Here is a 26,998-nt window from a genome sequence, read left to right as displayed (position 1 = left end):
CACAGAAGGAGCAATAGAGCAGCTTGCCGTTGTCCTCGCCGTTGCGGGTGTCAGTCATTCGTTCGATCCAAATCCGATAGGCTTGCAACACAAGATGAAGGCTATTGCGGGCTTTTTCAAGCCCGCTAGTGATCGGAGCAGCCGACCAAGCCTATTTTGAGCTGCTTAATTTAAGCGGGGCGCTGGCTGATCACTTCATCGATCAAGCCGTATTCACGCGCGGCTTCTGCGCTCATGAAGTTATCGCGGTTGGTGTCGCGCTCGATTTCTTCAAGAGTGTGCCCGCTGTGCTTGGCCATCAGCGTGTTGAGACGCTCACGAATAAAGAGGATTTCCTTGGCATGGATTTCGATATCCGACGCCTGGCCCTGGAAACCGCCCAATGGCTGGTGAATCATCACGCGCGAGTTCGGCAGGCAGAAACGCTTGCCGGGGGCACCGGCCGTCAGCAGGAAAGCGCCCATGCTGCACGCCTGGCCGATACACGTGGTCGATACGTTGGGTTTGATGAACTGCATGGTGTCGTAGATCGACATGCCTGCTGTCACCGAACCGCCCGGGGAGTTGATATAAAGATGGATGTCCTTGTCCGGGTTTTCCGCTTCAAGGAACAGCAGTTGCGCACAAATCAGGTTAGCCATGTAGTCCTCTACCGGGCCAACCAGAAAGATCACTCGCTCCTTGAGAAGGCGCGAATAGATGTCGTAGGCGCGCTCGCCACGAGCGGACTGCTCGACAACCATCGGGACCAGGCCGCCTGCGGCCTGGATATCAGAGTTCTGCTGAATATACGAATTACGGAACATGCTCTGCAGTCACTCCCAAATAGTTATGTCTTGAATACGCATAAGCCAGCACGAAGGCTGGCTTATGGTGATTACTTCTTACTACAGAAACGATCAGTCGGCTTGTGGAGCTTCTACCGGCTTGACTGCTTCTTCGTAAGAGACCGACTTGTCGGTCACGCTAGCTTTCTGCAGAACAGTATCCACAACTTGTTCTTCCAGCACAACCGAACGAACTTCGTTCAGTTGCTGGTCGTTCTTGTAGTACCAGGACACAACCTGCTCAGGCTCTTGGTAGGCCGAAGCCATTTCCTGAATCATTTCGCGAACGCGGGCTTCGTCAGGCTTGAGGTCGAATTGCTTGACCACTTCAGCCACGATCAGACCCAGTACAACGCGGCGCTTGGCTTGTTCTTCGAACAGCTCGGCCGGCAGTTGGTCAGGCTTGATGTTGCCGCCGAACTGTTGAACAGCCTGCACGCGCAGACGGTCAACTTCGTTGGACAGCAGAGCCTTAGGCACTTCGATCGGGTTGGTGGTCAGCAGACCGTCCATTACCTGATTCTTGACCTTGGATTTGATCGCCTGACGCAGTTCGCGCTCCATGTTCTTGCGAACTTCGGTGCGGAAGCCTTCCAGACCGGTTTCCTTGATGCCGAATTGAGCGAAGAACTCTTCGTTCAGCTCTGGCAGTTTTGGCTCGGAAACAGTGTTCACAGTCACGGTGAACTCAGCGGTTTTGCCCGCCAGGTCGAGGTTCTGGTAGTCCTCTGGGAAGGTCAGGTTCAGAACGCGCTCTTCGCCGGCTTTAGCGCCAACCAGACCGTCTTCGAAACCCGGGATCATGCGGCCGGAACCCAGAACCAGCTGAGTACCTTTGGCGGAACCGCCAGCGAACACTTCACCGTCAACCTTGCCAACGAAATCGATGTTCAGTTGGTCTTCGTTCTGGGCAGCGCGTTCGGCCACTTCAAAACGGGTGTTCTGCTTGCGCAGTACGTCCAGCATCTTGTCCAGATCAGCGTCAGCCACGTCAGCGCTCAGGCGCTCAACGGTGATACCGTCGAAACCGGCTACGGTGAACTCCGGGAACACTTCGAAAATAGCGACGTATTCCAGATCTTTGCCAGCTTCGATCGATTTAGGCTCGATCGAAGGAGCGCCAGCCGGGTTCAGCTTCTGCTCAACGACAGCTTCGTAGAAGGAGGACTGGATCACGTCGCCAACAGCTTCCTGACGTGCATCAGCACCGAAACGGCGCTTGATTTCACTCATTGGCACTTTGCCTGGACGGAAGCCAGCAATCTTGGCCTTTTGGGCGGTCTGCTGCAGACGCTTGTTGACCTGAGTCTCGATGCGCTCAGCCGGCACGGTGATGCTCATGCGGCGCTCAAGAGCAGAAGTATTTTCAACAGAAACTTGCATGGATATTCCTCGTTGCACAGACGTTAGCCGGCCGTTTCCGACCCCAGAATCAAGGGCATGCATTCTAGTGGGTCAAACTCAAGAAGTCACCCTACTGAAAACGGGTAAAAAAGCAGCAGGCAATTTATAGGCGAGGGACAAACGGTTGCGCCTCGCCCTGTTAGCAAATACAGCCAATCAAGCCAGGGCTCTGCACCACCTCTTCTATATATAAGAAGAAGCTGCCAATCATCTCCCTGACAACCGGTCTTGCATGCAAAACCGGCGGGCGGCGCGGCATCATCGAGAAACAAAAATACGACGAAACACCCCACCGCTGCGACCCAGGACATGCAGTCGCTGAACACTCGAACCGCTAAAACAAAAAAGGCGCCAGACTGTTAAATCTGGCGCCTTTCGAAATATGGGGTGGACGAAGGGGATCGAACCCTCGACAACGGGAGTCACAATCCCGTGCTCTACCAACTGAGCTACGCCCACCATATTGCAGTGCAAAGAAACCAAAAACTTCCCTTGCTAAACCCCAATCAGGCCAACCGGCCTGAGCGAAGCTTTATTTGGTGCGGATGAAGAGACTCGAACTCTTACACCTTGCGGCGCTGGAACCTAAATCCAGTGTGTCTACCAATTCCACCACATCCGCGTTTGAAGCTGTTAAAGCAAAGGCGCCAGACTGTTAATCTGGCGCCTTTCGAAATATGGGGTGGACGAAGGGGATCGAACCCTCGACAACGGGAGTCACAATCCCGTGCTCTACCAACTGAGCTACGCCCACCATATTGCGCTACTTGTGCCAAAGCTGCCTAATGGCGCACCCGGCAGGACTCGAACCTGCGACCATCCGCTTAGAAGGCGGATGCTCTATCCAGCTGAGCTACGGGCGCCTTATTAATCTGTACTCTTGGAGGACTACAAACTAAGTGCTTCCAGTCTCGCAGAACCGTAATCCCGCTTGACCTTCTCATCCAGTGCTAGGCTGTGCCCGACAAGTGCGACGAATAGTATAGAGCGCCCCAGAGGCCGTCAAATCCTTTTTAAAAAAAATTCATTTAATTAAAGGGCTTAGAGGAATTTGCAGACCAAGCGCCTTTGCCCCCGCCGCCTGACATGCGAGAATGCGCCCTCTTTTTTTCCCCTCTCGATGGTTAATCACGCGCAATGACTGCACAACTAATCGACGGCAAGTCAATCGCCGCCAGCCTGCGCCAGCAGATCGCCAAACGAGTTGCCGAGCGTCGCCAGCAAGGTCTGCGCACGCCCGGCCTCGCGGTGATCCTGGTCGGCAGCGATCCTGCCTCTCAGGTTTATGTCTCGCACAAGCGTAAAGACTGTGAAGAGGTCGGCTTCCTGTCGCAAGCCTACGACCTGCCTTCTGAAACCACTCAAGAAGTGCTGACCGATCTGATCGATCGCCTGAACGACGACCCGTCAATTGACGGCGTTCTGCTTCAGTTGCCTTTGCCAGCTCACCTGGACGCCTCCAAATTGCTGGAGCGCATTCGTCCGGATAAAGACGTCGACGGTTTCCACCCTTATAACGTCGGGCGCCTGGCGCAACGCATTCCCCTGCTGCGCCCTTGCACCCCGAAAGGCATCATGACCCTGCTGGAAAGCACCGGGGCTGATCTCTACGGGATGGACGCGGTGATTGTCGGCGCCTCCAACATTGTTGGCCGCCCGATGGCGATGGAATTGCTGTTGGCTGGTTGCACCGTCACCGTCACCCACCGCTTCACCAAGGATCTGGCCGGTCACGTCGGCCGTGCCGATCTGGTGGTAGTGGCCGCCGGCAAGCCGGGCCTGGTCAAGGGTGAGTGGATCAAAGAAGGCGCGATCGTGATCGACGTCGGCATCAACCGTCAGGAAGACGGCAAGCTGGTCGGCGACGTGATCTACGAAACCGCCCTGCCCCGCGCGGGCTGGATCACTCCGGTTCCGGGCGGCGTTGGTCCGATGACCCGCGCCTGCCTGCTGGAAAACACCCTGTACGCAGCGGAAACCCTGCACGGCTGAGTTCACTGGCTGGCTGTACACACAGAGCCCCGCTATTGCGGGGCTTTGTTGTTTTTGAGGTTGGGACAAACCGCCCGCGAACCTTCAGAATAAAATACACAAACAAGAACAACGTCCTTCAGGCGCCAACAGGGCAACCGGATACCAATGGCACCTTCGCCAGGAGTCGTCCATGAAGCCGAACACCACACCCGAACATCACCTGAGTTCCCTCACGGGAAAACTGGCGGGCCTGTTGTATAGCCTCTGCGGTTACCTGCTGTTCCTGCTCACCGCGCTTTACCTGATCGGTTTTCTCTCCGGCCTTGGTGTGCCCAAGGACATTAACTCGGGACAGGGCTTGAGTTGGCCGCTGGCCGTTATCGTCGACGCCTTGCTGATTACGCTGTTTGCCGTCCAGCACAGTGGCATGGCACGCCAGCGTTTCAAGCGCTGGTGGACCACACACATCCCCGCGCCCATTGAGCGCGCGACCTATGTCTTGTCGACGTGCCTGGTGCTCATCCTGCTCTTCTGGCTATGGCAACCGATCGCAACGCCCATCTGGAGCGTGACATCCCCATGGGGCCACGGATTGCTTATGGCGGTGTTCTGGCTCGGCTGCTTTGTGGTGGTGCTTTCCACCTTCCTGATCAGTCATTTCGAATTGCTCGGCATCACCCAGGCACTCAGCGCCTGGCGCTCTGCCCGGCCCGACAGCCCCACGTTCAAAACGCCTTTGCTCTATAAGCTGGTCCGCCACCCTTTGTACCTGGGGTTTCTGATCGTGTTTTGGGCGACGCCTGACATGACCTTCGGACATCTTTTGTTCGCGCTGCTCAACACGATCTACATCCTGATCGGGGCTTATCTTGAAGAGAAAGATCTGGTGGAGATGTTCGGGGAGCGATACCAACGCTATCAACAGAACGTCGCCATGCTGGTGCCTCTGATCAAACGCAAACCGGACCGCAAGAAAGACGCATAAAGGCGACTGAATCCAGCACCAAAAACATTAAATTTTCTTCATATAAAGCGCTCGCCATACGGGCGCCTAGCGCTTTCGTAGCTCATACTCCTAGAATGCGTCGTTTTTAAGAAACAGCCCGTAACAAAACGGCATATCCACCCTAATGAGTTCGCCCGCGTGAAAATCCGTCTTTCCATCCTGAGTCTATTTTTTGCATTTACAGGGACTGTTATCACGCCAATGACCCATGCCGCGGAAACCACCGCGGCACCGCGAGACGCGTCACAACTGAAGATCGCTTCCGGCAGCGCTTTGTTAATGGATTTGCAAACAAACAAAGTTATTTATGCCAACAACCCGGACGTGGTCGTGCCTATCGCGTCGGTCAGTAAATTGATGACCGGCCTGGTGGTGGTTGAAGCGCACCAGAACATGGATGAATACATCAACGTCGACATCAGCCACACGCCGGAAATGAAAGGCGTGTTCTCAAGGGTCAAACTGAATAGCGAACTGCCGCGCAAGAAAATGCTGCTGATCGCACTGATGTCCTCGGAAAACCGTGCTGCCGCCACCCTCGCCCACCACTACCCGGGCGGTTATGTCGCGTTCATCGCAGCCATGAATGCCAAGGCCAAGGCGCTGGGCATGAGCAACACGCATTTCGTTGAACCAACCGGGCTTTCCCCGCGCAACGTGTCCACGGCCCGCGACCTGAGCAAGCTGCTGATCGCCGCGCACAAATACCCGCTGCTGACTGAACTGACCACCACCAAGGAAACCACCGTTGCGTTCCGTAAACCCAACTACACCTTGGGTTTCCACAACACCGATCATTTGGTGAACAAGCCCAATTGGGATATCAAAATCACCAAGACTGGTTTCACCAACGAAGCCGGCCACTGCCTGGTGCTGGTGACCAGTATGGGCAATCGCCCGGTGGCTTTGGTGATTCTCGATGCATTCGGCAAGTACACACACTTTGCCGACGCCACTCGGATTCGCAGTTGGGTCGAAACCGGCAAGAGCACCACTGCGCCGTCGGTGGCCTTGCAGTACAAAGCCGCGAAGAACCTGAAGCAGCGTCAGAGCGGCGTGGTTGAAGCCTCGAAATAAGTCGTCAACAAAATGCAAAAAGCCCCGATCAATCGGGGCTTTTTGCATTGTGGCCAAGTGAGTTAATCGTTGGGCAGCGGCATCTGGTCGTCATCTGGAATGCCGTCGCCGGCACTCGGATCTTTCCAGCCGTGCGGATGTTCCTCCGGCACCACCATTGGACGCGCCAATGGATCGCGCAGCGGGCTGTCCGGGTCCAGCACCGGGTCGATGTCGTCCTCGGGAGTGGTCGGCACGCTGTCTGGGCGTTTGTCGTCAAAACTCGAATCGGTAGACATAAGCCACCTCATTATTGCGCATCAGGGTTTGAGATCGCCCAGCGGGTCGTACGGCTTCGCCGGTTTCTTGTCATCCTCACCCGGCTTGATATCCAGGGGCGCCTTGGCAGGACCGACAGGATCGACCTGTGGGTCGGCAAGGTCGGGCGAATCGGGATCGAAGCCCAGATCATCGCCGGAAGAATGCTCGGACGAATGCGGGCCATCTGAAGTCTTGGAATGTGCCATGGACGCCTCCTTGGGTCTGGCCCGGAGAAATCCGGGCCCTACTCATCAGAGGCCTGGGGCACACGACGGTGCCCGGGAGATGACGAACGGAGCGCTTACGAGGAAAACAGTTACTGAGCCTTCAACGCCTTGGTCGCCCGCGCAGCTGCTTGCTCCTGGCCGGCCTGACCCAGATCGCTGGCCGCCTTGAGCCAGCGTTGTTCGTCGACCTTGGCCGGAAGCTGGTTCGGCTTCTGGATCAACACAGCCCAACCGCCGGCATCCTTGAACGACGACTCAAACGAACTGAAGCTCATCAACAACCGGCGGTTCATCCCGGAACGCAACAGCACCGTCTGCTTTTGCCGGTTGTACCCGGCGAGGATCGCGTAGCGCGGCTCGGCCCAGAACGCCGAACCTTCGGTGAAGCGCAGCATCACCGGATAACCGGCCGCCACCTGGGTCAACAACGCCGGCAGATTGCTGTCGAGCGGATAGACCACCATGCCGTATTCGCGAGCCAGGTTCTGCATGTTTTGCTGCAGCTGCGCCTCGGCGCCTGGCAAGCGCAGGGGTTTTTCCAGCAGGCCGGGCGTAATCACCACGCCCTGCTGGGACAGCATGCTGGCCAACACCTGGGGCCCGCTTTGATTGGCCTGGCCCCGGTAGAACGTACCGCTGAGCTCAACGCGCTCCGGCAGTCGCTGAACCTCAGGCGCCACACTGCCGGCGCAACCGGCCAACGTCGCCACGCAACTCGCCACCAACGCAGCCGTTCGAATTCGAGAAAATACCCGCACCATCATCACTCTCTTGTTCAGACGCCAGGCAATCGTGCCCCCGGCTTGGCCACTGATCATAGGATGCCGCGCGACAGCGGTATAGCCTAAACCGGCAGTTGTTTGCATTCGATAGAGCGAACCGGTTGGTGACAAGCGACCTTTGGTCAATAGCCTGAAACACAGCAGCGACTAGACTGTCATTTGCAGAGAGCGTGTGCCCGATGCAGGGCAAAGAGGAGGCGCCGATGAGCCTGACAATGACAATCGTAATGCTGATTTCCGGCTGGCTGGCCGTGGCCGCCGCCATGTTGTGGGGTGTGCTGCGTATCACTCGCCGGCACCATCACCACCCGGCGCAATCGGCACCCGAAGCAAAAGCCGATCCGGTGACCCGCCCCGCCACCGCGCACTGATTGACCCTTTTCGGCCCGCAAACGAAAACGGCCGCCTGGACTCTTTCGAGTGCAGGCGGCCGTTTGTTTCAGCGCCGGTTAAGCTTCAGCAGCGATGCGCTTCTGCTTGGCCCGCCGGGACATCATGTTCAACCCCTCGATCGTTGCCGAGAACGCCATGGCAGCGTAGACGTAGCCTTTCGGTACGTGGGCGCCGAAGCCTTCGGCGATCAGCGTCATGCCGATCATGATCAGGAAGCCCAGGGCCAGCATCACCACGGTCGGGTTTTCGTTGATGAACTTGGCCAGTGGATCAGCGGCCAGCAACATCACCAGTACCGACACCACCACCGCGATGATCATGATCGGCAAATGCTCGGTCATGCCGACAGCGGTAATGATGCTGTCGATCGAGAACACCATATCGAGCATGAGGATCTGCCCGATTGCGGCGGCAAAGCCCAGGGTAACGCCCGAAGTCGCTGACTTCGGATCTCCCGGCGCCGGATCCATGCTGTGATGGATTTCGGTGGTCGCCTTCCACAACAGGAACAGGCCACCGGCGATCAGGATCATGTCCTTCCAGGAGAAGGCATGGCCGAGGATATCGATTACCGGCTCGGTCAACTGAACGATAAACGCGATGGTGCTCAACAGCGCCAGGCGCATGATCAGCGCCATGCCGATACCGATACGACGCGCTTTCTGCCGATGCTGCTCCGGCAGTTTATTGGTCAGGATCGAAATGAAGATCAGGTTATCGATGCCGAGCACGATTTCCATGACGATCAACGTGGCCAGGGCAATCCAGGCGGTGGGGCTGGCGGCTAGTTCTACAAGGTATTCCATGGGTCAGTCCTGACTCGCTTGAGACGGTTTAGATTTCCTGGGACGAAGATTGGCTTTTCGCTTTGTCTTCAGCCGGTTGTTCTTTCTTGCTGATCAGGCCGCCAGTGGCATCGCTGATCGCTTGTTCGGCGGCTTTATGGGTGTCGTCGATCGCCTGTTTGGCAGTCTCGGCCGCCTTGCCCATCAGTTGCTGGGCGCTCTTTTCGGCCTGGTCGCAACCGGCCAATACCAGTAAAGACGTGATTAACAGCGCCGTAGCGATAGTTTTCATTGGGCTTTCCTCGATAGCACGGACAGGTGCGAAAAGGCACCCCGTCGATAGCGAGGCATTCTAGAGAGGCAAACACTTCAGGAAAATTCGTATTTTTAGCGGTTATACTTCGGCCATTCCGAATCCAGCCCAATAGCCGATATCCACCGATACGAATAGGGATTTGCCGACATGCTGAATTATCGCCAACTGCACTATTTCTGGGTCGTGGCCAAAACCGGCAGCATCGTGCGCGCCTGCGAGCAGCTGAACCTGACGCCGCAAACCATCAGCGGGCAGATTTCCCTGCTGGAACAAACCTACGGCATCGAGTTGTTCCGCCGGGTCGGGCGCAATCTCGAACTCACTGAGGCCGGGCGCCAGACCCTGCCCTACGCCGAGCAGATGTTCCAGCTCGGTGGCGAACTGGAGTTGATGCTCCGCGCCCAGCCCAATGAGCAGCAGATCCTGTTCCGGGTCGGCGTGGCGGACGTGGTGCCCAAATCCATCGTCTATCGCCTGATCGCGCCAACCATGGAATTGAGCGAGCCGCTGCGCATCACCTGTCGCGAGGACAAACTCGAACGGTTGCTCGCCGACCTGGCGATCCAGCGCCTGGACCTGGTGATTTCCGACAGCCCGATGCCGTCGCACCTGGACATCAAGGGCTACAGCCAGAAGCTCGGCGAGTGCGGGATCAGTTTTTTTGCGACAAAACAATTGGCGGAGCAGTTCGGCCAGGACTTCCCGCGCAGTCTGCATGGCGCACCGTTGCTGATTCCCGGGCCGGAAACCGTGGTGCGCAGTCGTTTACAACGCTGGTTTGCCGAACAGCAAATTCAGCCGCGTATCGTCGGGGAGTTCGATGACAGTGCATTGATGCAGGCGTTCGGCCAATCCGGCAGCGGGATTTTCATTGGCCCGAGCGTGATTGCCGACGAGGTGAAACGCCAATACGGCGTGGAGTTGATTGGCCAGACCGACGCGGTCACCGAGTCGTTCTATGCCATTTCAGTGGAACGCAAGGTCAAGCACCCCGGCATTGTCGCCATTACCGAAGGTGCCCGACGCGAGCTGTTTACTGAACTGTGACCGGCTCACGCGGCGCCATGGTCATCAGCGCCATGGCCAGCAGGATCGAAGCGAGGATGAAAGCAGCCGCCGCGAAACCCAGGCCGCCGAGGCCAAAGGCATTGATCACCCGACCGCCCACCATCGCGCCCAGGCCGATCCCGAGGTTGGCCCCGGCGATGTTCAGCGACGCGGCAAAGGCCGGCGCTTCAGGCGCAGCTTTCATCAAGCGCACATGGCTGACCAAAAACAACGCTGCCTGAGTGATCCCCCAGATGCCCATCGCCGCCGCCAGACCGAGCGGCGACTGAATGTTCGGCACCAGCGCAATCAGGCCGGCAATCAGGAACGCGCAGAACATCATCGACGCAATCAGCGGATGACGATCCACCGCACGGCCGCCCCACCAGTTGCCAAACAACCCCACCGCACCAAAGCCCATCAGGCACCAGCCGACCAACGTGCCATCGAAACCGGCCAGGCGCTCAAGAATGTCCGCCAGGTAGGTGTAAGCCGTGAACATGCCGGTAAACACCAGGATCGACAGCAGCACGTGCCCGATCATCAACGGGCTGCGCAGGATCTTGAACTGGGAACGAAAGCTCGCCTGCTGCTTATGCAGGATCGTTCTCGGCAAGTAGATATACAGCAGCAACGCCTTGGCAAACGCGATCACCGCCAGAATGCCGAAAGCACTGCGCCAACCGAACGCATCGGAAATCAGCGTGCCGACCGGAATGCCAAACACCATCGCGCAGACAATCCCGAACCCGATCTTGGAAATCGCGCGTCCGGCATGGTCCGGTCCGACGATGTCCACCGCCGTCTCGCTGGCCAGCGCCCAGAACACCGGCAACCCCAGCGCCGGGATCAACCGGGCGGCGGCCATGACCCAGATATTCGGCGCCAGCGCCGCGACGGTGTTGGCCACGCCGAACATGATCAGCACCGAGATGAACAACTTGCGCCGCTCGAAGCGGGCGAAATACGCGGTGAGGAACGGACCGAACGCAGCCACGGTAAACGCGAACAACGTCACCAGCAGACCGGCCTGGGGAATCGTGACCTCAAGGTCCCGGGCAATCGCCGGCAGCAGGCCGACGATGATGAACTCCGTGGTCAGCACCGTGAAACCGGCGGCAGACAACAGAAGAATGGGCAGCAACAGCATGCAGAACTCCAGAAAACGCCGACAGCAGCGATAGCCCGGAGGCCCGCTGGCAGAACTTGAAAATGAAGGGGGCGAAGCTTAACAGAGTGTTTCCAAACCGGGTTGCACGAACCTGCATATCGCGTGGAACACCCGGGCGGCAGATCGTCACAGGTCTGAAGGATCGGGACGACCCTGTGATAAAGTCCGCGCCCTGCGATTCGTACACCCTATTCATCGGCCAGTTGTTGGCATTGATGTCGCGATACCTCTCGGTTCCTCCATGCGGCCTGCCCTGCTTTTTGCTGCGTGACGCGCGGAACCCTGCACCTAAAAAAATCAGAGATACCGTTATGAGCGCTTCATCCCCGTCCCTGTTGCACCGCTTGAAACGCACCAGCCTGGTCACACAAATCATCATCGGCCTGATCGCCGGCATTGCCCTGGCCTTGTTTGCGCCTGACGTGGCGAAGTCCACCGCGTTCATCGGCAAAGTGTTTGTCGCGGCCCTGAAAGCCGTCGCGCCGATCCTGGTGTTCGTGCTGGTCATGGCGTCCATCGCCAACCATAAGCACGGTCAGGAAACCCATATCCGGCCGATCCTATTTCTGTATCTGCTGGGCACTTTTGCTGCGGCCGTGGTCGCGGTGGTGGCCAGCACGTTGTTTCCGTCGAGCCTGGTGTTGTCGACCCAGGATGTCGCAGTAACCGCGCCGGGCGGCATCGGTGAAGTGCTGCAAAGTTTGCTGTTGAGCGTGGTCGACAACCCGGTCAGTGCGCTGATGAACGCCAACTTCATCGGCATTCTGGCGTGGGCGATCGGCATGGGCGTTGCGATTCGGCATGCCGGCGATACCACCCGCGAAGTGCTCGGAGACTTGTCGAATGGTGTGACCCTGATCGTGCGTCTGGTGATCCGCTTTGCGCCGCTGGGGATTTTCGGACTGGTGGCGTCGACCCTCGCCACCTCGGGCTTCGGTGCGTTGATCGGCTATGCGCACCTGCTGGCAGTGCTGCTAGGCTGCATGCTGTTTGTGGCGCTGGTGATGAACCCGGTCATCGTGTTCTGGAAACTGCGCCGTAATCCTTATCCGCTGGTGCTGATGTGCCTGCGGGAAAGCGGGATCACTGCGTTTTTCACCCGCAGTTCGGCGGCGAACATCCCGGTCAACCTGGAATTGAGCAAGCGCCTGGGCCTGCATGAAGACACCTATTCGGTGTCGATCCCGCTCGGTGCGACCATCAACATGGCGGGCGCGGCGATCACCATCACCGTGTTGACCTTGGCCGCCGTGCATACGCTGGGGATTGCCGTGGATATTCCGACGGCGATTTTGCTCAGCGTGGTCGCGGCGATTTGCGCGTGTGGCGCTTCGGGTGTGGCGGGCGGTTCGTTGCTGCTGATTCCGCTGGCGTGCAGCCTGTTCGGCATCCCGAGTGAGATTGCCATGCAGGTGGTGGCGGTGGGCTTCATTATTGGTGTGTTGCAGGATTCGGCGGAGACAGCGTTGAATTCGTCGACGGATGTTTTATTTACCGCCGCCGCATGCTTGGGTGAAGACGAAAAAGCACAGCGTTTGGCATAACACCGCACCTGTAGGAGCCAGGCTTGCCGGCGAAGGCGATCTTGAGTACGCCTTCGCCGGCAAGCCTGGCTCCTACAGAAGATCAAATACAGATCAAACGAAAAAGCCCGCCAAGGCGCAAACCTTGGCGGGCTTTTTATTGCCTGGACGGCTTAGAACGCGCCCATGTAATCGCGCTTGCCCACTTCCACACCGTTGTGACGCAGCAACGCATAAGCGGTGGTGACGTGGAAGAAGAACTGCGGCAAGCCGTAGCTCAGCAGGTAAGCCTGGCCGCTGAAGCGCTTCTCTTTCGGCGTGCCTGGACGAGTAACGATCTCGATGCCTTCCTTGCCGTCGATCTGCTCAGGCTTGATCTCGCCGATGTAGGCCAGAACCTTGGTGATCAGCGCTTGCAGCTCGGCGAAGGTGGTTTCGGTGTCTTCGTACTTCGGCACTTCAACTTCGGCCAGACGCGAAGAAACACCTTTGGCGAAATCAACAGCGATCTGCACTTGGCGCACCAACGGGAACATGTCCGGGTACAGACGGGCTTGCAGGAAAGCGTTCGGGTCGATGTTTTTGGCGGTAGCGTGGGCTTCAGCCTTGTTCAGCACATCGCTCAGGGCGTTGAGCAGTTGTTGGAAAACCGGGACGGAAGCGGCGTACAAAGAAATAGTCATGGCAGTCTCGTGTGGTAACAGGAGGGAAACGTCGGCCGATTATAGCCATGCGCGCCCCTCCTGCGACGGGTCTTTTTCAGCTGCCGTAGACCTTCGCGGCTGGAACGGCTTGCGCCATCAGTTGCGCAACCGCTTGCGCCATCTCGCCGACCGCCCAACGGCCCGCGCGGTCCAGTTGCGGGCCGCGACGCCAGCCGTCGGCTATCGATAACTTGCCGCCCTCGACTTCAAACATCTGCCCGGTCACGTCCCCGGACGCTTCAGACCCGAGCCAGACCACCAGCGGCGCAACGTTTTCCGGGGCGAAGTAATCGAAACCCTCCTGAGGTTTTTTCATCGTCTCGGCGAACACTTGCTCGGTCATGCCAGTGCGCGCGGCCGGGGCCAAGGCGTTGACGGTGATCCCGTAACGCCCCAGCTCCGCTGCCTGAACCAGGGTCAACGCAGCAATGCCGCCCTTGGCCGCCGCATAGTTGGACTGGCCAATGGAACCCTGCAAACCGGCGCCGGAACTGGTGTTGATGATCCGCGCGTTCACGACCGCGCCGCCCTTGGCCTGTTCACGCCAATAGCGCGTCGCGTGGCTGGCAATACAGAAGTGGCCCTTGAGGTGCACCGCGACGACGGCGTCCCAATCGGCTTCGGTGAGGCTGGCGAACATGCGGTCGCGGCAGATGCCGGCGTTATTGACCACCACGTTCAGCCCACCGAAGGTTTCAATCGCCTGGCGCACGATCAGCGCCGCAGCGTCATAGCGGGTGATGTCATCACTGTTGGCCACGGCACTGCCGCCCTGCCCCAGAATTTCACCGACCACGGCCAATGCCGCTTCACGATTGATATCGTTGACCACCACTTTTGCGCCCTCGGCAGCGAAGGCCAGTGCGTAGGCCCGGCCCAAGCCACCGCCGGCGCCGGTGATGATCACTACGCGGTTCTCACAGATTTTCATGTTGCTGTTCCCCTCAACTGCATCGCTTACAAGCGTTCGATAATCGTCACGTTGGCCTGGCCGCCGCCTTCGCACATGGTCTGCAAACCGAAGCGCCCACCGCTGCGTTCCAGTTCATGCAGCAGGCTGCACATCAACCGGGTGCCGGTGGCGCCCAACGGATGGCCGAGGGCAATCGCGCCGCCGTTGACGTTGGTCTGATCGTGCGGATAGCCGGTTTCCTTGAGCCACGCCATGGCCACCGACGCGAAGGCTTCGTTGATTTCCACGCGATCGATGTCGTCCAACTGCATGCCGGCGCGTTTGAGCGCATAAGCGGTCGCCGGGATCGGTGCGGTGAGCATCCAGATCGGGTCTTCGGCGCGCACGCTCAGGTGATGGATACGCGCACGTGGCGTCAGCCCGTAACGCCTGAGCGCTTTCTCCGAGACGATCAGCATGGCGCTGGCCGCATCGCAGGTCTGGCTGGACACCGCTGCCGTCACCCGGTCACAGCCAAACAGACACTCCAGCTCGGCCATTTTTTCCAGGCTGGTCTGGCGCGGCGTTTCGTCGTGCAGGACACCGGCCAGAGGCACGATTTCGCGGTTGAATCGCCCCTCTTCAATAGCCCGCAAGGCCCGTTGATGGGACTCCAGGGCATAAGCTTCCAGTTGCGTGCGGGACAATCCCCACTTCTCGGCAATCATCTGCGCCGAACGGAACTGCGTCGGCGGTTGCGCGCCGTAGCGCCGGACCCACCCCTCGGAGCCGCTGAACGGGTCACTGAAACCCAGGGGTTCAGCGGCGATCATCGCCGAGGAAATCGGAATCTGGGTCATGGTTTGCACGCCACCGGCAACGACCACATCCTGAGTGCCGCTCATCACCGCTTGCGCAGCAAAGTGCACCGCTTGCTGGGACGAACCACACTGGCGGTCGATGGTGGTGCCGGGCACCGACTGCGACAGCCCGGCGGCCAGCCAACTGGTGCGGGCGATGTCCCCGGCCAGCGGGCCGATGGTGTCGACGCAACCAAAGATCACATCGTCGTAATGGTCATCGGGAATGTCGTTGCGCTCGACCAGCGCGCGCAATACATGGGCGCCCAGATCGGCGGCGTGAATTTGACTCAATCCACCCTTGCGCCGGCCGGTGGGCGTGCGCAGGGCATCGACAATATAGGCTTCAGGCATGGTCTATCTCGGGGTAAGTTGAAGTCAGGCACATTGGCCAATGCCAGTCAGTAAGGGTGCCGAAATCCCTGAGGGAGCGAGCCTGCTCGCGAAAGCGACGAGGCAGTCATCATCAATTTTGAACCTGATGGCCCATTCGCGAGCAGGCTCGCTCCCACAGTGTCTTTTCAGCTGGACTGCCTCGCATTGCCATCAGAAAGTGTTGCCGGCACCCAGGGCGTGGTCAGCCTCAAACAGCGCCGTTCGGATTCGCCCCTTGTGCCGGCCGCGATCGCCCCAGACCTTGTCCAGCGCCCAGGCCCGTTTCATGAACAGATGCAGGTCGACCTCCCAGGTGTAACCCATGGCGCCGTGGGCCTGGATCGTGTTTTTCGCGGCGAGCAGGGCCGCTTCCGCCGTCGCCAGTTTGGCGTGCGACACCAGCACGTCCTGCCCCGGTTGTTGCTCGGCCAGCGCATACGCCGCGCGATACAGCGGCCCTTTGGCGAACTCGATCTGCACCGCGACGTTAGCCATCAGATGCTTGACCGCCTGGAACGAACCGACCGGTTTGCCGAACTGTTTGCGTTCAAAGGTGTAATCCACCGCGAGGTCGACCATGCGTTTGGCCAGCCCAAGCAATTGCGCAGCAGTGCCCAATGCACCACGGTTGAAGGCCGCGGCCCACAAGCGCCGGCCCTGTTCACCGGTAGCCACGCAGGTGGCGCTCGTCGGCGTCCAGTCGACCTGAAACAGCTGGCGACTGGGATCGACTGACACGTTGCGGGTCAGTCGCACGGCGTCACCCTCAACCGCATGCACCTCATCGCCATGAGCCAGCAACAGCAGATCGGCGACGTGGGCATCGCTGACCAGCGGGTTGCCCGGCTCGGCAACCGCCAACCGGGCGCGACCTTCGGCAACACGCGACAGCCACAGATGCTTGAGCTCCGCATGGCTTTCATCCAGGGCAGCGAGCATTGGCACGCCGATCAGCATTGTGTCCACCAACGGTTCGGGCAAACCGGCATAACCGCATTCCTGGGCCAGCAGAATGAAATCCAGCTCATTCATGCCCATCCCGTCATGCGCCTCGGGTACGGTCAGCGCGGTCAGACCCAGCGCCACCAATTGCGCCCACAATTGATCGCTGCGCCCACTGTCGCTGAGCCAAAGTTCGCGAAGGCGTTCCGGGGTGACTTCGTTGATCAGAAAACTTCTGACGTTGTCCTGAAACAGCAACTGGTCGCGGCTGAAACTAAAGTCCATGGTTTATTCCTCAGGCACGCGGCATGCCGAGCATGCGTTCGGCGATGATGTTGCGTTGTATCTCGTTGGTGCCGGCGTAGATCGGCCCGGCCTGGGCAAACAGAAAACCTTCCAGCCAATGGCCGACATCACCGGCGGCCGGCGCTTCGGGCAGCAGCTCGCCGCGCAGGCCGAGAATGCTCATGGCGGTGTCGTGCATGCGCTGATCGAGCTCCGACCAGAAGATTTTATTGGTCGAGGATTCCGCGCCGATCTTGCCGCCCTGCACCAATTGCGAGGCGGTCATGTAGGTGCTCAAGGTGTAAGCCTCGGCGTCCAGCCAGGCGCGCATCACCGCCTCGCCAATCGCCGGATCGCGGTCGGCCTGCTCGCGGTTGGCCTGGTAAAGCTGCACCAGGCGCCGGGCGGTTTCCTGAAAACGTGCCGGCGAGCGCAGCAGCAATCCACGTTCAAAACCGGCTGTGGACATCGCCACATGCCAGCCCATGCCCTCGCCACCGAGGGCGTTTTCCACCGGGACCTTGACGTCGTCGAAGAAGATTTCGGCGAAACCCGGCAAACCATTGAGTTGTGGAATCGGCCGTACAGTGATCCCCGGACTGTCGAGCGGCAGCAGGATAAAGGTCAGGCCTTGATGGCGTTGCGAGTGCGGGTCGGTGCGGAAAATGCCAAACACCCAATCGGCCCAAACGGCCCGGGTCGACCAGGTTTTCTGGCCGTTGATCACGTAGTGGTCGCCCACCCGTTCGGCCTTCGAGCGAATCGCCGCCATGTCGGAACCGGCACCCGGCTCGGACCAGGCCTGGGCCCAAATGTCTTCGCCCGTGGCCATGCGCGGCAGAAAACGCGCTTTCTGTGCCTCGCTGCCGTATTCCATCAGCGTCGGGCCGAGCAGGAAGATGCCGTTCTGATTGACCCGTGCCGGGGCGCCGGAGCGGTAATATTCCTCTTCGAAAATCAGCCACTCGATCAGGTCGCAACCGCGCCCGCCGAGTTCGGTCGGCCAGGTCACCATGCCCCAGCGACCTTCGTTGAGCCGGGCTTCCCAGGCTCGGTGCTCGGCAAAGCCTTGCTCGGTGTCGAACGATTGCAGCGCAGCGCGCGGTACATTGGCCGCCAGCCAGGTTCGCGCTTCAGCGCGAAAAGCTTGCTGGGCCGGTGTGTAAGTCAGGTCCATGAGAGTGCCCTTAGCCGTTGAATCGGGCATCGCGTTTCTCGACGAACGAGTCGCGTGCTTCCTGAGAGTCCAGTGAGCGATAGGCTTCAAGCGTGAAGCCCTGCTCCCAGCGGTATTTGTCTTCCAGATGGCCGTCTTCGATGCCGTTCAGCGCTTCCTTGGCCAGGCTGATCATCGCCGGGCTCTTGGCGGCGATGGCGCGGGCGATCTGCAGCGCGGCCTCACGCAGATCCTCGCGCTTGACCACGCGCTCCACCGCTCCGAGGCGCCAGGCCTCGGTGGCGTCGATCATCTCGCCGGTGAAGTACATGTGCCGCACCTTCTGCACCGGGAACAGCCGCTGCAAATGCGCGCCGCCGCCCATCGCACCACGATCCACTTCGGGCACGCCGAAGGTGGCGCACTCGGACGCCACCAGGATGTCGGCGGCGCCACAGATGCCGATACCGCCGCCCAGCACAAAGCCGTGCACCGCAACGATCACCGGTTTCGGGTTGCGGTGGATCGCCTTGAAACTGTCGTAGTTGCCCTTGTTCACCGCGACAATCAGGTTGCCATCGGCGGCCAGTTCCTTGATGTCGACCCCGGCGCAAAAGCCGCGACCTTCGGCACGAATCACGATGACTCGAACCGTGCTGTCGCGACCGAGACAGTCGATCTCGCTGGCGATATCGGCCCAGCCCTGGCAGTTGAAGGCGTTGACCGGTGGCTGGTTGAACACCAGCTCGGCAATGCCGTTATCGATGCTGACGCTAAATGGTTTCATGCCTTTCCCCTTCACGACACACGGCGACACAGTTCGCCCAGACGCGTTTCGGCGTCGCGCACGATCTGCTCAATCAATTGGGCGCAGCTGGGCAAGCTGTCGATGGAGGCCGCGATCTGCCCGGCGGGCAGCACGCCGACCGCCGGTTGGCCGTCGACCATGGCTTTCTGGATCACCATCGGCGCGTTGGCGGCCATCAGGCTTTGCGCGGCCGTCAGCTCGCCGCTGCCACGCATCTTCAGTGCACTGGCCAGCAGTTGAATCAAGCTCATGCCGCTGTGACGGCGGTAAGCGAGGCCACTCTGTACCGCCAGCAACCAACGCTTGAGACCGCCACTGGCTTCGAGTTGGTTGAGCAATTCGTTGCGGATCATCCGTTGCGGCATGCCGTCGATGGCGCGACTGATGATGATCGTCGCCGGGTCATTGACCGCCAGGTATCGGGCCAACGTCGCCTGTGGCACCGGGCTGTCGGCGCACATCAGAAAACGCGTACCCATGGCAATGCCTTCGGCGCCGTAGGCCAGGGCCGAGACCAGACCGTTGCCATCCTTGAAACCACCCGCCGCCACCACCGGCACCGAGACCGCATTGACCACTTGATCGAGCAACAACGAAGTCGGCACCGAGCCGGTATGCCCACCGCCCTCACCGCCCTGCACGGTCACCGCGTCGGCGCCCATTTCCACCGCTTTTTGCGCGTGCTTTAGCGCACCGACGGTGGGAATGCACACCACGCCTGCGTCCTTCAAACGGCTGATCATCTGCTTGCCGGGCGAACGGCTGTAACTGACCGCACGCACTTTGTGGCGCAAGACCAACTCGACGATGTCGCTGGCGTTGGCCTGGTACATATGGAAATTGACCCCGAACGGCTGGTCGGTCAGGCGCCGGGTTTCGAGGATTGCCGCCTCCATTCGTTGCGGTTCGATGGTCGCCCCGGCGAGAAAACCGAAGCCACCGGCATTGCCCGTCGCCGCCACCAGTTTCGGGTCGGCGACCCAGCCCATGGCGGTCTGGATAATCGGATAGCGGCAGCCGAGCAACTCGGTCAAACGGGTATTCAGCGAAATGGCCATGTTCATGCCCCACCCGATGGGCGTTGCGAACTGGCCATGGCCTTGGCGTCATAACCGCCGAGACGGTCCCCGGACACCAGTTCATTGTGGGCATGGGCGAAGTGGTGCAGACCGAACACCATGTCCATGGTCGCGCGCTTGCCCATCAGGTCTTCAGCGTTGTTGACCGCTTGTTTGCTCAGTTGCAGACCGAGGCGCGGCATCTGTGCGATGCGCCCGGCGATATCGAGGGTTTCCTGCTCCAGTGCATCCCGGGCAACCACCCGATTGAGCATGCCCATCTGGTAGGCGCGCGCCGCCGGCATACGCTCACCAAGGAACAGAAACTCCTTGGCAATGCGCGGGTTCAACTCATGCACATGGGCGAAATACTCAACGCCGGGAATGCCCATGCGCACCACTGGATCGGCGAAGTAAGAATCCTCACTGGCGACGATCAGGTCGCAGACCCAGGCCAGCATCAACCCGCCGGCGATGCACGCGCCCTGGACCATCGCGATGGTCGGCTTGGGCATTTCGCGCCAACGCCGGCACATGCCCAGATAGACTTCCTGCTCCCGGGCATAGAGAAATTCGCCACCCGGTTTGTTGGTGTGGTCGTACCAAAGGCTCGCGCGATCAAACGTCTGATGCACATCGCGGCCCGGAGTGCCGATGTCATGCCCGGCGGAAAAATGCTTGCCCGCGCCACGCAGCACGATGACTTTCACCTCATCGTCATCACAGGCCCGGCGAAACGCCGCGTCCAGCGCGTAGGTCATCTGCGAGTTCTGCGCGTTGTGGTACTCCGGGCGGTTCATGGTGACCAGAGCCACCGCACCGCGCACTTCGTAGAGCACCACCTCGGCCTCGTTCTTGTCGTTATGTTCAGCCATCACTTTTCTCCAAAACCGGGGGCGCTCAGCGTTGGCCTGGCGGGTTGTCTTTGAGCTGAGTGGCGCGCAGGTTGTGCGGGTCCAGACGCTGGATCAGTTGCAGTTGCCCGGCAGTCGGTGCGGCCGTGGTCGGGCAGTCTTGCGGCACATGCAATTCGAATCCGGTGTTGTCCTGGACTTCAGCCACGGTGACGCCGGGGTGCAGCGAGCGAATGCGCATTTGCCGTAGCGGACCTTGGAAATCCAGCACGCAGAGGTCAGTGATGATCAGGCGGATATCAATGTCGTCCAGCGACCAGCCCCGCGCCAGACGCGCCGGGTTGTAGCCGACCGAAGCGACCATATCGACCTCGCCTTCGACGAACACCCGACGGTTGTGGCTGGGCACGCAAAAGGAATTGGCGTGGCTGATCGAGTTACCGGGAAAACCGCGCACCCCGAGCATCTGCGCCTTGGGTTTGGCGTAGTCACCGATGCACGAAATATTGGCCTGGCCGAAACGGTCGATCTGGGTCGGACCGACCAACGCATGGCGTTTGCCACCCCAGACGTTGTCGAAAATCCGCGAGAACCCCATCCAGCTATCGCGCTTGGGCTGATAGCCGTTGCGCGCGCCCAAGGGCACCGGTTCAGCGACCATGTAGGCTTCGGAGTCGGTCATCAGCAGCTGCGGATTGCTGCTGAGCATGGCCAGTGAGGCGGCGAGGCGCGGGATCACGCCGATGCCGCTGGCCAACACCTCGCCGTCGTCGCGCCAGGCCTCGGAGGCGGCGCAGATCATTAGTTCGGCGAGGCTGTAAGTAGTAGTGCTCATCGCAAGGCTCCCTCAGAAAATCGGCAACGGCAGTTGATGAATCGCAGCCAGGCCGCCGACCTTGTCCAGGTACTGTTCGTGGGTGCAGTCGACGTAGTCGCGGACATAGTTCTGCCAGCCATCGACGGCTTGGGCCGAAGCGTTGTAGGCCTTGAAGTGCGCCACGTCGAAACCGTACAGCGGCGCGCAAGATGACGGATGCGCCCCGCCCGGCACGTGGGCCACCGCAGTGGTCAGGTTGCGTTCCCAGAACACTTGATGCGCATGCCCGGGGTCGGCATGGAAAGCCTCGCTGTCGAGCAGTTCGTCGCAGGTGACGTAGCTGTGGTTCGCGGCCCGCACGAACAGGTCGTCCATGTAGTGATCGGGACCGCTGATCTGGCACACCCCGCGGATATCGGCGCGATCAACATGAATCAGCGCCGCATCGAGCTTGAGCGCCGGCATGGCGACCCAATTCTTACCATCGGCATACGGCGAGGCAATCAGCTTGATCTGGCGGTTGTGGCGCAACACATCGGTGCCCAGGCCCACCGCCGTCGGAATAAACGGCACATTCATCGCCGCCGCTCGCAGCCCGAGCAGCAGCATGCCTTCGTCGATTTCCATCACTTGCAGCGCCGCTTCCTGGCGGGCCTTGCGGAAGTACGGTTCCAATGGAATGAAATCCAGGGAGACGAAGGCGAAGATCAGTTTCTTGATCTTGCCGGCCGCACAGAGCATGCCGACGTCGGCGCCGCCGTAGGCGACCACGGTCAGGTCCTTGAGGTCCGAGCGCAGAATTTCGCGCACCAGCGCCATAGGTTTGCGTCGCGGCCCCCAGCCACCGATGCCGATGGTCATGCCGTCACGCAGTTGGCCGACCATCTCGGCCGTGGTCATTCGCTTGTCCATCGTCATCTTCCTCATTGGCGGCCGACACTGAAATCGTGGCCCCAGTGGCTGACCACGGTGCTTTCAAACGGGGTGTGGCGATCCCAGTCGACCACCAGGCCATCGCAGCCGTATTCCAGGTCAAACCCGGACGGCGTTTTGATGTAGAACGAGATCATCTGATCGTTGGTGTGCTGACCGAGAGTGGCCGACAGCTTCACGCCATTGGCGTGCACCCGGTCCAGCGCTCGACCGACTTCGTCCAGCGCGTTGACCTCAACCATCATGTGCACGCAACCGTGGGGCATCGGGCACTCGAAAATCGCCAGCGAGTGGTGCCGACCGTTATTGCAGTGCAGGAAGTGAATGCGCTTTTGCGGCTCAGCCGGGTCCGGGGTGAAGCGCACTTTCATCAAGTCGGACAGCCCGAAACCGAGCACCTGCTCGTAGAAATCCCGGCAACGCTCAAAGCTCGGCGCCGGCAATACCACGTGGCCCATGCCCAGCTCGCTGGTGACAAAACCCTTGACCCCGACCGGTGAAACGAAGCGTGCGAAGTCCTGCAACGGACCCCAGAACAGTTCGTGGCGATTGCCATCCGGGTCGCTGAAGTGCACCAGTTCCTGAACTTTACGCAGCTCGGCTTCGGCCACGGTGCCGCGAGTGACTTGCACGTCGGCCTGTTGCAGGTCGAGGACTGCCTGTTCGAGGGCCGCTTTGCCCGCCACTTCCCAGCCGCAGGCACCGAAGCCGTTGTCGGCGCTTTTCTGCACCAGGATGCGGTAGTGGCGCTCGTCCATTTTCAGGTACAGGCGCTCATCGTCATCGTTGCCGACAACCATCATGCCCAGCACCTGGCTTGCATACTGACGCCATTGCGCCAGGTCGCGGGATAACAGGGTGACGTAACCCAGACCACGGATATCCATGGATGCACTCCTCGTTTTTGTCAGGCCGAGCCACCCTTCGGCGATGGCCGGGGGAGACTTTATGTAGGGCTATTCAAGCGGGTTCGAGGAGCGCCAACATCGTCCAATGGGACTAGCGGGAATGGATGGCTCAGGGATAAGAAAACGGACAGTGAGGGATACCTGCAGGAGCTGCCTTCGGCAGCTCCTACGGGGGATTGTGGGTGCTGGTGAACTTGTGGGAGCGAGCCTGCTCGCGAAGAGGCCATGACAGTCAACTTCGATGTTGAATGTGAGGCCGCCTTCGCGAGCAGGCTCGCTCCCACAGGGAGGGGATGCGGTGTTCAATTGCTTGAGTGTCGAGCTTTACGCCTTACGAAAATGTGGAATCACTTTCTCGCCAATATTGCGCAAGGTCTCCAACTGCGCCCACTGCGGCACGGTGCCCATCTGGCAGATGAACAGAATCTCGTCGGCACCGGCATCGATCAGTCGCTGCACGTAACCAATGCAATCCTCGACCGTGCCGTAGGCGTGGTTGGGGTTCATCATGGCCATGGTCGGGTCGGAGAAATCGACGCTGACTTCCTCCGAGGCAAAGCGCGACTTGATCACGCTCTGGCCGTTGCCATCGACGAAGGTGTCGTCCTTCCACTTCTCCGGGTCCGGACGTTCGCCTCCGCCGTACCAGTAACCCAACGACTCCATGAAGTAACGCTGGCCACGAATACCAATGCGACGCGCCTCTTCGTTGTCTTCCAGCACAATCGCCGGGCACAACGCGGCGATGTGGCGATTGGGACGGAAACCCACCTGCTGCTTCTCATCGCGACTATCAAAGGCTTCGTGATAAACCTCGACCTTCTTGGCGATTTCTTCCGGGCCACCGAAGCCCAGCACCAACGCACCCATGGCGCGACCACCGGCCTTTTTCAGCGACTCGGTGTTGGTGCAAGCCAGGTACATCGGCGGGTGCGGGTCTTGATAAGGCTTGGGATGGATCGGTCGTTTCGGGATTTGCACGAAGTCGCCGTTATGCTCGATTTCGTCCTGCACGAACATCTTCGGGATCAGGTACATCATCTCGTCGATCTGCGGTTGCAACGTCGCCAGGTCATAACCGAAGGTGCCGGCCTCCTGTTGAGTGCCGCCCTTGCCAACGCCAAAGTGCACACGACCCTTGGACAACAGGTCGAGGGTGGCAATGCGTTCCGCCACTTTCACCGGGTGGTTCATTGCCGGTGGCAGGCAGACCACGCCGTGGCCAATGCCAATGCGCTCGGTTTTGCCGGCGACGAACGCCAGCATGGTTTCCGGCGCAGACATGTGCGAGTAGTTGCTCAGCGCCGTGTGTTCCACGCACCAGAACGTGTCGAAACCAAGCTTGTCGGCCAGCACCGCTTGCTCGACCGTGTCTTCGAAAATCCGGCGGTCACCTTCGCGGCTGGAATCCACCGTCTGGGCTTCGTAAATCAGGGAAAATTTCATGGTTGATCCTTGTGTCTATTAAATGCGCAGTCGGCGCCTGAGACCTACGCCTTGGGCCCATGCTCGGCCATCAAAGCGGCGCTCGAATCACGCAAACGGACTAGCTGATTCAGGTGCAAAAGGTCAGAGAAAAAAGTCGTTACTGTCCGAGCCCATGCTCACGCCGCCGAGGTTCCAGGCGTACTTGGCCGGGTTGTTGGCAACGTGGGCACGACCGGTGTGAATGTCACGAAACGCCCGATTGATTGCGTGCCCGCGAAAGATCGTCGAGGCGCCGCTGTTGAACATCAGCTCGGCAACCGCTTTGGCGCATTTGTCGGCCACCAGCGCCGAGTCGTAACGCATCTTCACCCGCTCCGGCATGCTTAACGGTTCGGCGTTTTGCGCCCGCTGCAGCATCAGAGCGAAGTTGCGCAGTAACACGGTCTTGCACTCATCAACGCAGACCATGGCGTTGGCCAGTGCCGATTGCGCGGCCGGGTCCTGGACCATTTTGCGACCGTCGTTGACCCCGACCCGCGCACGGTTGTGCTCGATAAACTGATCGACTGCACCTTGCAGCGCGCCGATGGCCGACGACGACACCGCGCGCACAAAAATCTGCCCGAACGGCAGTCGGAACAGCAGCGCGGTGTTCACCGCATTGCCTGGGCTGTCCTGCATGAAACCGTCGAAGGCCCGGTGCGTGCGGTACTCCGGCACGAAGGCGTTTTCCACCAGAATGTCGTGGGAACCGGTGGCTTCCAGGCCCATGACATTCCAGTTATCGAGAATCTGGTAGTCACTGCGCGGCAGCAGGAAAGTCCGGTAATCCGGCGCCCCACCCGCCTCCGCAGGCGGCACCAGCGCGCCGAGGAAGACCCAGTCGCAATGCTTGCTGCCAGAAGAAAACCCCCAGCGCCCGCTCAATTTGAAACCACCCTCGACCCGCTCGACCTTGCCCACCGGCATATAGGAAGAAGAAATCAGCACACTGGAATCGGTGCCCCAGACATCCTGCGCCGCGCGGTCATCGAACAGCGCCAGTTGCCAGTTATGGATCGCGACCACACCGAGCACCCAGGCCGAAGACATGCAGCCCTCGGCGAGGGTCATCTGCACTTCGAAAAAGTCCTTGGGCTCCAGCTCATAACCTTCCCAGCGCGACGGCTGAAGGATGCGAAAGAACCCGGCATCGTGGAAATCGCGCAGGGTCTCTTCAGACAATTGGCCCAGTTGCGCGGCATGCGGGGCACGTTCACGCAGAATCGGCACCAACTCGCGGGCACGTTGGCTCAGACGCTGGCGAATCAGGTCTTGGTTGAGCATTTTTATTGTTCTCCTCTGGTCACCCCATCCGCCGGGGCGCGCGTGCAGCGGGGCGGATGCAGCACCAGCGGCGCTCGCCTCCACCGCGGTATTCAAACAATGCACAGCGCAGCGGACATCCCTCAAACGGACCATGTCGAGTGGAAAACCGCGAAAAACCAAGCAGGATCAAAAGATCGCAGCCTTCGGCAGCTACTACGGGGGAATGCATACATCCGGGAGAGATGGGTTGGTTGTCAGGGCGCCTTCGCGAGCAGGCTCGCTCCCACAATTGGGCCGAGTACGTTCGGGAGGGATGGGTTAGCTGGCAGACGCCTTCGCGGGCAAGCCTCGCTCCTACAATTTGGGCCGAGTGCGTTCGGGAGGGATGGGTTAGCCGGCAGGACGCCTTCGCGGGCAAGCCTTGCTCCTACAAATTGATCGAGTGCATCCGGGAGAGATGGGTTGGTTGTCAGGGCGCCTTCGCGAGCAGGCTCGCTCCTACAATTTGGGCCGAGTACGTTCGGGAGGGATGGGTTAGCTGGCAGACGCCTTCGCGGGCAAGCCTCGCTCCTACAACATCAAAATCAGAGCGGCGTACACCGCCCCGCTCTTCACCACTCATTAGGCCGAGCGTTAGCTCGCCTGCTCTTGATCTTGCCCTGCCCGCCCCTTCGGGAGGCTGAGTGGAGGTGTTCAGCTGGGGGGTGGGCGCGTAGCGCCGTGCGGCGAAGCCGCACACATCGAGAGGAGGTCGAAGCGAAGCCGACCGTAGGCGATGCCCCCAGATGAATACCGGAACGAAGGAACGCCGAGCCTAAGCGAGGGGCCGGACGCCGGG

At 60.0% G+C, this 26,998-nt stretch carries 27 protein-coding genes and 4 tRNA genes; 6 read left to right on the top strand and 25 right to left on the bottom strand.

Features of this window, described 5'->3' with window-relative positions:
• Positions 1-170 precede the first annotated feature (170 nt).
• From clpP to ACIOYV_RS16545, 6 genes are all read right to left on the bottom strand, one after another.
• Entirely contained in the window at positions 171-806 is a 636-nt protein-coding gene (gene clpP / locus ACIOYV_RS16570; protein WP_054053844.1) for an ATP-dependent Clp endopeptidase proteolytic subunit ClpP, read from the bottom strand.
• Between the two features lie 93 nt (positions 807-899).
• Entirely contained in the window at positions 900-2,210 is a 1,311-nt protein-coding gene (gene tig / locus ACIOYV_RS16565) for a trigger factor (RefSeq protein ID WP_054053845.1), read from the bottom strand.
• A 404-nt stretch (positions 2,211-2,614) separates the two neighbouring features.
• A tRNA-His gene (locus tag ACIOYV_RS16560) sits at positions 2,615-2,690 on the bottom strand.
• Positions 2,691-2,768: 78 nt separating this feature from the next.
• Positions 2,769-2,853: transfer RNA gene (locus tag ACIOYV_RS16555), tRNA-Leu, on the bottom strand.
• A gap of 56 nt (positions 2,854-2,909) precedes the next feature.
• Positions 2,910-2,985: transfer RNA gene (locus ACIOYV_RS16550), tRNA-His, on the bottom strand.
• Between the two features lie 32 nt (positions 2,986-3,017).
• Positions 3,018-3,094, bottom strand: a tRNA-Arg gene (locus tag ACIOYV_RS16545).
• A 274-nt stretch (positions 3,095-3,368) separates the two neighbouring features.
• On the opposite strand from ACIOYV_RS16545, the gene folD reads away from it, so the two are divergent.
• From folD to pbpG, 3 genes are all read left to right on the top strand, one after another.
• The gene (folD, locus tag ACIOYV_RS16540; RefSeq protein WP_401325207.1) at positions 3,369-4,223 is read left to right on the top strand and encodes a bifunctional methylenetetrahydrofolate dehydrogenase/methenyltetrahydrofolate cyclohydrolase FolD; all 855 of its coding nucleotides are present in this window, start codon (positions 3,369-3,371) and stop codon (positions 4,221-4,223) included.
• A 172-nt stretch (positions 4,224-4,395) separates the two neighbouring features.
• Positions 4,396-5,190 carry a methanethiol S-methyltransferase gene (gene mddA, locus ACIOYV_RS16535; RefSeq protein WP_401325205.1) on the top strand — a complete coding sequence of 265 codons (795 nt, stop codon included), beginning with the start codon at positions 4,396-4,398 and terminating at the stop codon, positions 5,188-5,190.
• A gap of 159 nt (positions 5,191-5,349) precedes the next feature.
• A complete protein-coding gene (gene pbpG / locus ACIOYV_RS16530; protein WP_054053851.1) occupies positions 5,350-6,288 on the top strand; it encodes a D-alanyl-D-alanine endopeptidase in 939 nt (312 codons plus the stop codon).
• Positions 6,289-6,350: 62 nt separating this feature from the next.
• On the opposite strand, the gene ACIOYV_RS16525 is transcribed toward pbpG, so the two are convergent.
• The 3 genes from ACIOYV_RS16525 to ACIOYV_RS16515 form a co-directional block, all read right to left on the bottom strand.
• The gene (locus tag ACIOYV_RS16525; RefSeq protein WP_054053853.1) at positions 6,351-6,566 is read right to left on the bottom strand and encodes a hypothetical protein; all 216 of its coding nucleotides are present in this window, start codon (positions 6,564-6,566) and stop codon (positions 6,351-6,353) included.
• A 21-nt stretch (positions 6,567-6,587) separates the two neighbouring features.
• Positions 6,588-6,794, bottom strand: a complete 207-nt coding sequence (locus ACIOYV_RS16520; protein ID WP_401325202.1) for a DUF6021 family protein — start codon at positions 6,792-6,794, stop codon at positions 6,588-6,590.
• Between the two features lie 110 nt (positions 6,795-6,904).
• Complete coding sequence (locus ACIOYV_RS16515) at positions 6,905-7,633, bottom strand: peptidase C39 family protein (protein ID WP_401325200.1); 729 nt, start codon at positions 7,631-7,633, stop codon at positions 6,905-6,907.
• A 143-nt stretch (positions 7,634-7,776) separates the two neighbouring features.
• Here ACIOYV_RS16515 and ACIOYV_RS16510 point away from each other — a divergent pair, with 143 nt between their 5' ends.
• The gene (locus tag ACIOYV_RS16510; RefSeq protein ID WP_401325198.1) at positions 7,777-7,968 is read left to right on the top strand and encodes a hypothetical protein; all 192 of its coding nucleotides are present in this window, start codon (positions 7,777-7,779) and stop codon (positions 7,966-7,968) included.
• A gap of 78 nt (positions 7,969-8,046) precedes the next feature.
• On the opposite strand, the gene ACIOYV_RS16505 is transcribed toward ACIOYV_RS16510, so the two are convergent.
• Together ACIOYV_RS16505 and ACIOYV_RS16500 are read right to left on the bottom strand one after the other, a co-directional pair.
• The gene (locus ACIOYV_RS16505) at positions 8,047-8,796 is read right to left on the bottom strand and encodes a TerC family protein (RefSeq protein WP_163913636.1); all 750 of its coding nucleotides are present in this window, start codon (positions 8,794-8,796) and stop codon (positions 8,047-8,049) included.
• 28 nt (positions 8,797-8,824) lie between these two features.
• Positions 8,825-9,067 (bottom strand): hypothetical protein, encoded by a 243-nt coding sequence (locus ACIOYV_RS16500; protein WP_054053861.1) that lies wholly within the window; start codon positions 9,065-9,067, stop codon positions 8,825-8,827.
• 171 nt (positions 9,068-9,238) lie between these two features.
• Between ACIOYV_RS16500 and nhaR the strand changes: the two genes are divergently transcribed.
• On the top strand, positions 9,239-10,138 hold the full coding sequence (gene nhaR / locus ACIOYV_RS16495; protein ID WP_054617266.1) for a transcriptional activator NhaR: 900 nt from the start codon (positions 9,239-9,241) through the stop codon (positions 10,136-10,138).
• Here the strand turns inward: nhaR and ACIOYV_RS16490 are convergent.
• Positions 10,125-11,285, bottom strand: coding sequence for an MFS transporter (locus ACIOYV_RS16490; RefSeq protein ID WP_054053937.1), 1,161 nt, complete (start codon positions 11,283-11,285; stop codon positions 10,125-10,127). The genes nhaR and ACIOYV_RS16490 overlap by 14 nt on opposite strands.
• A 335-nt stretch (positions 11,286-11,620) precedes the next feature.
• Between ACIOYV_RS16490 and sstT the strand changes: the two genes are divergently transcribed.
• Entirely contained in the window at positions 11,621-12,853 is a 1,233-nt protein-coding gene (sstT, locus tag ACIOYV_RS16485; RefSeq protein ID WP_401325193.1) for a serine/threonine transporter SstT, read from the top strand.
• Positions 12,854-13,005: 152 nt separating this feature from the next.
• Here sstT and ACIOYV_RS16480 read toward each other — a convergent pair whose 3' ends face one another.
• From ACIOYV_RS16480 to ACIOYV_RS16420, 13 genes are all read right to left on the bottom strand, one after another.
• Positions 13,006-13,515, bottom strand: coding sequence for a DUF1993 family protein (locus ACIOYV_RS16480; RefSeq protein WP_054617268.1), 510 nt, complete (start codon positions 13,513-13,515; stop codon positions 13,006-13,008).
• A 76-nt stretch (positions 13,516-13,591) separates the two neighbouring features.
• A complete protein-coding gene (locus tag ACIOYV_RS16475) occupies positions 13,592-14,467 on the bottom strand; it encodes an SDR family oxidoreductase (protein WP_401325190.1) in 876 nt (291 codons plus the stop codon).
• 26 nt (positions 14,468-14,493) lie between these two features.
• A complete protein-coding gene (locus ACIOYV_RS16470; RefSeq protein ID WP_401325187.1) occupies positions 14,494-15,642 on the bottom strand; it encodes an acetyl-CoA C-acetyltransferase in 1,149 nt (382 codons plus the stop codon).
• A gap of 192 nt (positions 15,643-15,834) precedes the next feature.
• On the bottom strand, positions 15,835-16,890 hold the full coding sequence (locus ACIOYV_RS16465; protein WP_401325184.1) for an acyl-CoA dehydrogenase family protein: 1,056 nt from the start codon (positions 16,888-16,890) through the stop codon (positions 15,835-15,837).
• A gap of 10 nt (positions 16,891-16,900) precedes the next feature.
• Positions 16,901-18,067, bottom strand: a complete 1,167-nt coding sequence (locus ACIOYV_RS16460) for an acyl-CoA dehydrogenase family protein (protein ID WP_401325181.1) — start codon at positions 18,065-18,067, stop codon at positions 16,901-16,903.
• A gap of 10 nt (positions 18,068-18,077) precedes the next feature.
• Complete coding sequence (locus tag ACIOYV_RS16455; RefSeq protein ID WP_401325178.1) at positions 18,078-18,833, bottom strand: enoyl-CoA hydratase family protein; 756 nt, start codon at positions 18,831-18,833, stop codon at positions 18,078-18,080.
• Positions 18,834-18,844: 11 nt separating this feature from the next.
• Positions 18,845-19,912: an NAD(P)H-dependent flavin oxidoreductase gene (locus tag ACIOYV_RS16450; RefSeq protein ID WP_401325230.1), complete on the bottom strand. Its 1,068-nt coding sequence runs from the start codon at positions 19,910-19,912 to the stop codon at positions 18,845-18,847.
• A 2-nt stretch (positions 19,913-19,914) separates the two neighbouring features.
• Positions 19,915-20,787, bottom strand: a complete 873-nt coding sequence (locus ACIOYV_RS16445) for an enoyl-CoA hydratase (protein ID WP_401325175.1) — start codon at positions 20,785-20,787, stop codon at positions 19,915-19,917.
• A gap of 25 nt (positions 20,788-20,812) precedes the next feature.
• Positions 20,813-21,601: a CoA-transferase subunit beta gene (locus ACIOYV_RS16440; RefSeq protein ID WP_401325172.1), complete on the bottom strand. Its 789-nt coding sequence runs from the start codon at positions 21,599-21,601 to the stop codon at positions 20,813-20,815.
• Positions 21,602-21,613: 12 nt separating this feature from the next.
• Positions 21,614-22,495 carry a CoA transferase subunit A gene (locus ACIOYV_RS16435; protein ID WP_401325169.1) on the bottom strand — a complete coding sequence of 294 codons (882 nt, stop codon included), beginning with the start codon at positions 22,493-22,495 and terminating at the stop codon, positions 21,614-21,616.
• A gap of 11 nt (positions 22,496-22,506) precedes the next feature.
• A complete protein-coding gene (locus ACIOYV_RS16430; protein ID WP_401325166.1) occupies positions 22,507-23,403 on the bottom strand; it encodes a VOC family protein in 897 nt (298 codons plus the stop codon).
• A 345-nt stretch (positions 23,404-23,748) separates the two neighbouring features.
• Entirely contained in the window at positions 23,749-24,870 is a 1,122-nt protein-coding gene (locus tag ACIOYV_RS16425) for an LLM class flavin-dependent oxidoreductase (protein ID WP_401325163.1), read from the bottom strand.
• A 123-nt stretch (positions 24,871-24,993) separates the two neighbouring features.
• Positions 24,994-26,178 carry a flavin-dependent monooxygenase gene (locus ACIOYV_RS16420; protein WP_401325160.1) on the bottom strand — a complete coding sequence of 395 codons (1,185 nt, stop codon included), beginning with the start codon at positions 26,176-26,178 and terminating at the stop codon, positions 24,994-24,996.
• Positions 26,179-26,998 lie beyond the last annotated feature (820 nt).

It is taken from the genome of Pseudomonas sp. NPDC087342 (assembly GCF_044744265.1).
GTDB lineage: Bacteria > Pseudomonadota > Gammaproteobacteria > Pseudomonadales > Pseudomonadaceae > Aquipseudomonas > Aquipseudomonas nunensis.
Note: the sequence above shows the minus strand (reverse complement) of the source record. Positions and strands in the feature narration are given on the sequence as shown.

Coding starts and splice junctions, on each gene's coding strand:
- clpP (WP_054053844.1), bottom strand. CDS start 806: ATGTTCCGTAATTCGTATATTCAGCAGAACTCTGATATCCAGGCCGCA.
- tig (WP_054053845.1), bottom strand. CDS start 2,210: ATGCAAGTTTCTGTTGAAAATACTTCTGCTCTTGAGCGCCGCATGAGC.
- folD (WP_401325207.1), top strand. CDS start 3,369: ATGACTGCACAACTAATCGACGGCAAGTCAATCGCCGCCAGCCTGCGC.
- mddA (WP_401325205.1), top strand. CDS start 4,396: ATGAAGCCGAACACCACACCCGAACATCACCTGAGTTCCCTCACGGGA.
- ACIOYV_RS16525 (WP_054053853.1), bottom strand. CDS start 6,566: ATGTCTACCGATTCGAGTTTTGACGACAAACGCCCAGACAGCGTGCCG.
- ACIOYV_RS16520 (WP_401325202.1), bottom strand. CDS start 6,794: ATGGCACATTCCAAGACTTCAGATGGCCCGCATTCGTCCGAGCATTCT.
- ACIOYV_RS16515 (WP_401325200.1), bottom strand. CDS start 7,633: ATGATCAGTGGCCAAGCCGGGGGCACGATTGCCTGGCGTCTGAACAAG.
- ACIOYV_RS16510 (WP_401325198.1), top strand. CDS start 7,777: ATGCAGGGCAAAGAGGAGGCGCCGATGAGCCTGACAATGACAATCGTA.
- ACIOYV_RS16505 (WP_163913636.1), bottom strand. CDS start 8,796: ATGGAATACCTTGTAGAACTAGCCGCCAGCCCCACCGCCTGGATTGCC.
- ACIOYV_RS16500 (WP_054053861.1), bottom strand. CDS start 9,067: ATGAAAACTATCGCTACGGCGCTGTTAATCACGTCTTTACTGGTATTG.
- nhaR (WP_054617266.1), top strand. CDS start 9,239: ATGCTGAATTATCGCCAACTGCACTATTTCTGGGTCGTGGCCAAAACC.
- sstT (WP_401325193.1), top strand. CDS start 11,621: ATGAGCGCTTCATCCCCGTCCCTGTTGCACCGCTTGAAACGCACCAGC.
- ACIOYV_RS16480 (WP_054617268.1), bottom strand. CDS start 13,515: ATGACTATTTCTTTGTACGCCGCTTCCGTCCCGGTTTTCCAACAACTG.
- ACIOYV_RS16475 (WP_401325190.1), bottom strand. CDS start 14,467: ATGAAAATCTGTGAGAACCGCGTAGTGATCATCACCGGCGCCGGCGGT.
- ACIOYV_RS16470 (WP_401325187.1), bottom strand. CDS start 15,642: ATGCCTGAAGCCTATATTGTCGATGCCCTGCGCACGCCCACCGGCCGG.
- ACIOYV_RS16465 (WP_401325184.1), bottom strand. CDS start 16,890: ATGGACTTTAGTTTCAGCCGCGACCAGTTGCTGTTTCAGGACAACGTC.
- ACIOYV_RS16460 (WP_401325181.1), bottom strand. CDS start 18,067: ATGGACCTGACTTACACACCGGCCCAGCAAGCTTTTCGCGCTGAAGCG.
- ACIOYV_RS16455 (WP_401325178.1), bottom strand. CDS start 18,833: ATGAAACCATTTAGCGTCAGCATCGATAACGGCATTGCCGAGCTGGTG.
- ACIOYV_RS16450 (WP_401325230.1), bottom strand. CDS start 19,912: ATGGCCATTTCGCTGAATACCCGTTTGACCGAGTTGCTCGGCTGCCGC.
- ACIOYV_RS16445 (WP_401325175.1), bottom strand. CDS start 20,787: ATGGCTGAACATAACGACAAGAACGAGGCCGAGGTGGTGCTCTACGAA.
- ACIOYV_RS16440 (WP_401325172.1), bottom strand. CDS start 21,601: ATGAGCACTACTACTTACAGCCTCGCCGAACTAATGATCTGCGCCGCC.
- ACIOYV_RS16435 (WP_401325169.1), bottom strand. CDS start 22,495: ATGGACAAGCGAATGACCACGGCCGAGATGGTCGGCCAACTGCGTGAC.
- ACIOYV_RS16430 (WP_401325166.1), bottom strand. CDS start 23,403: ATGGATATCCGTGGTCTGGGTTACGTCACCCTGTTATCCCGCGACCTG.
- ACIOYV_RS16425 (WP_401325163.1), bottom strand. CDS start 24,870: ATGAAATTTTCCCTGATTTACGAAGCCCAGACGGTGGATTCCAGCCGC.
- ACIOYV_RS16420 (WP_401325160.1), bottom strand. CDS start 26,178: ATGCTCAACCAAGACCTGATTCGCCAGCGTCTGAGCCAACGTGCCCGC.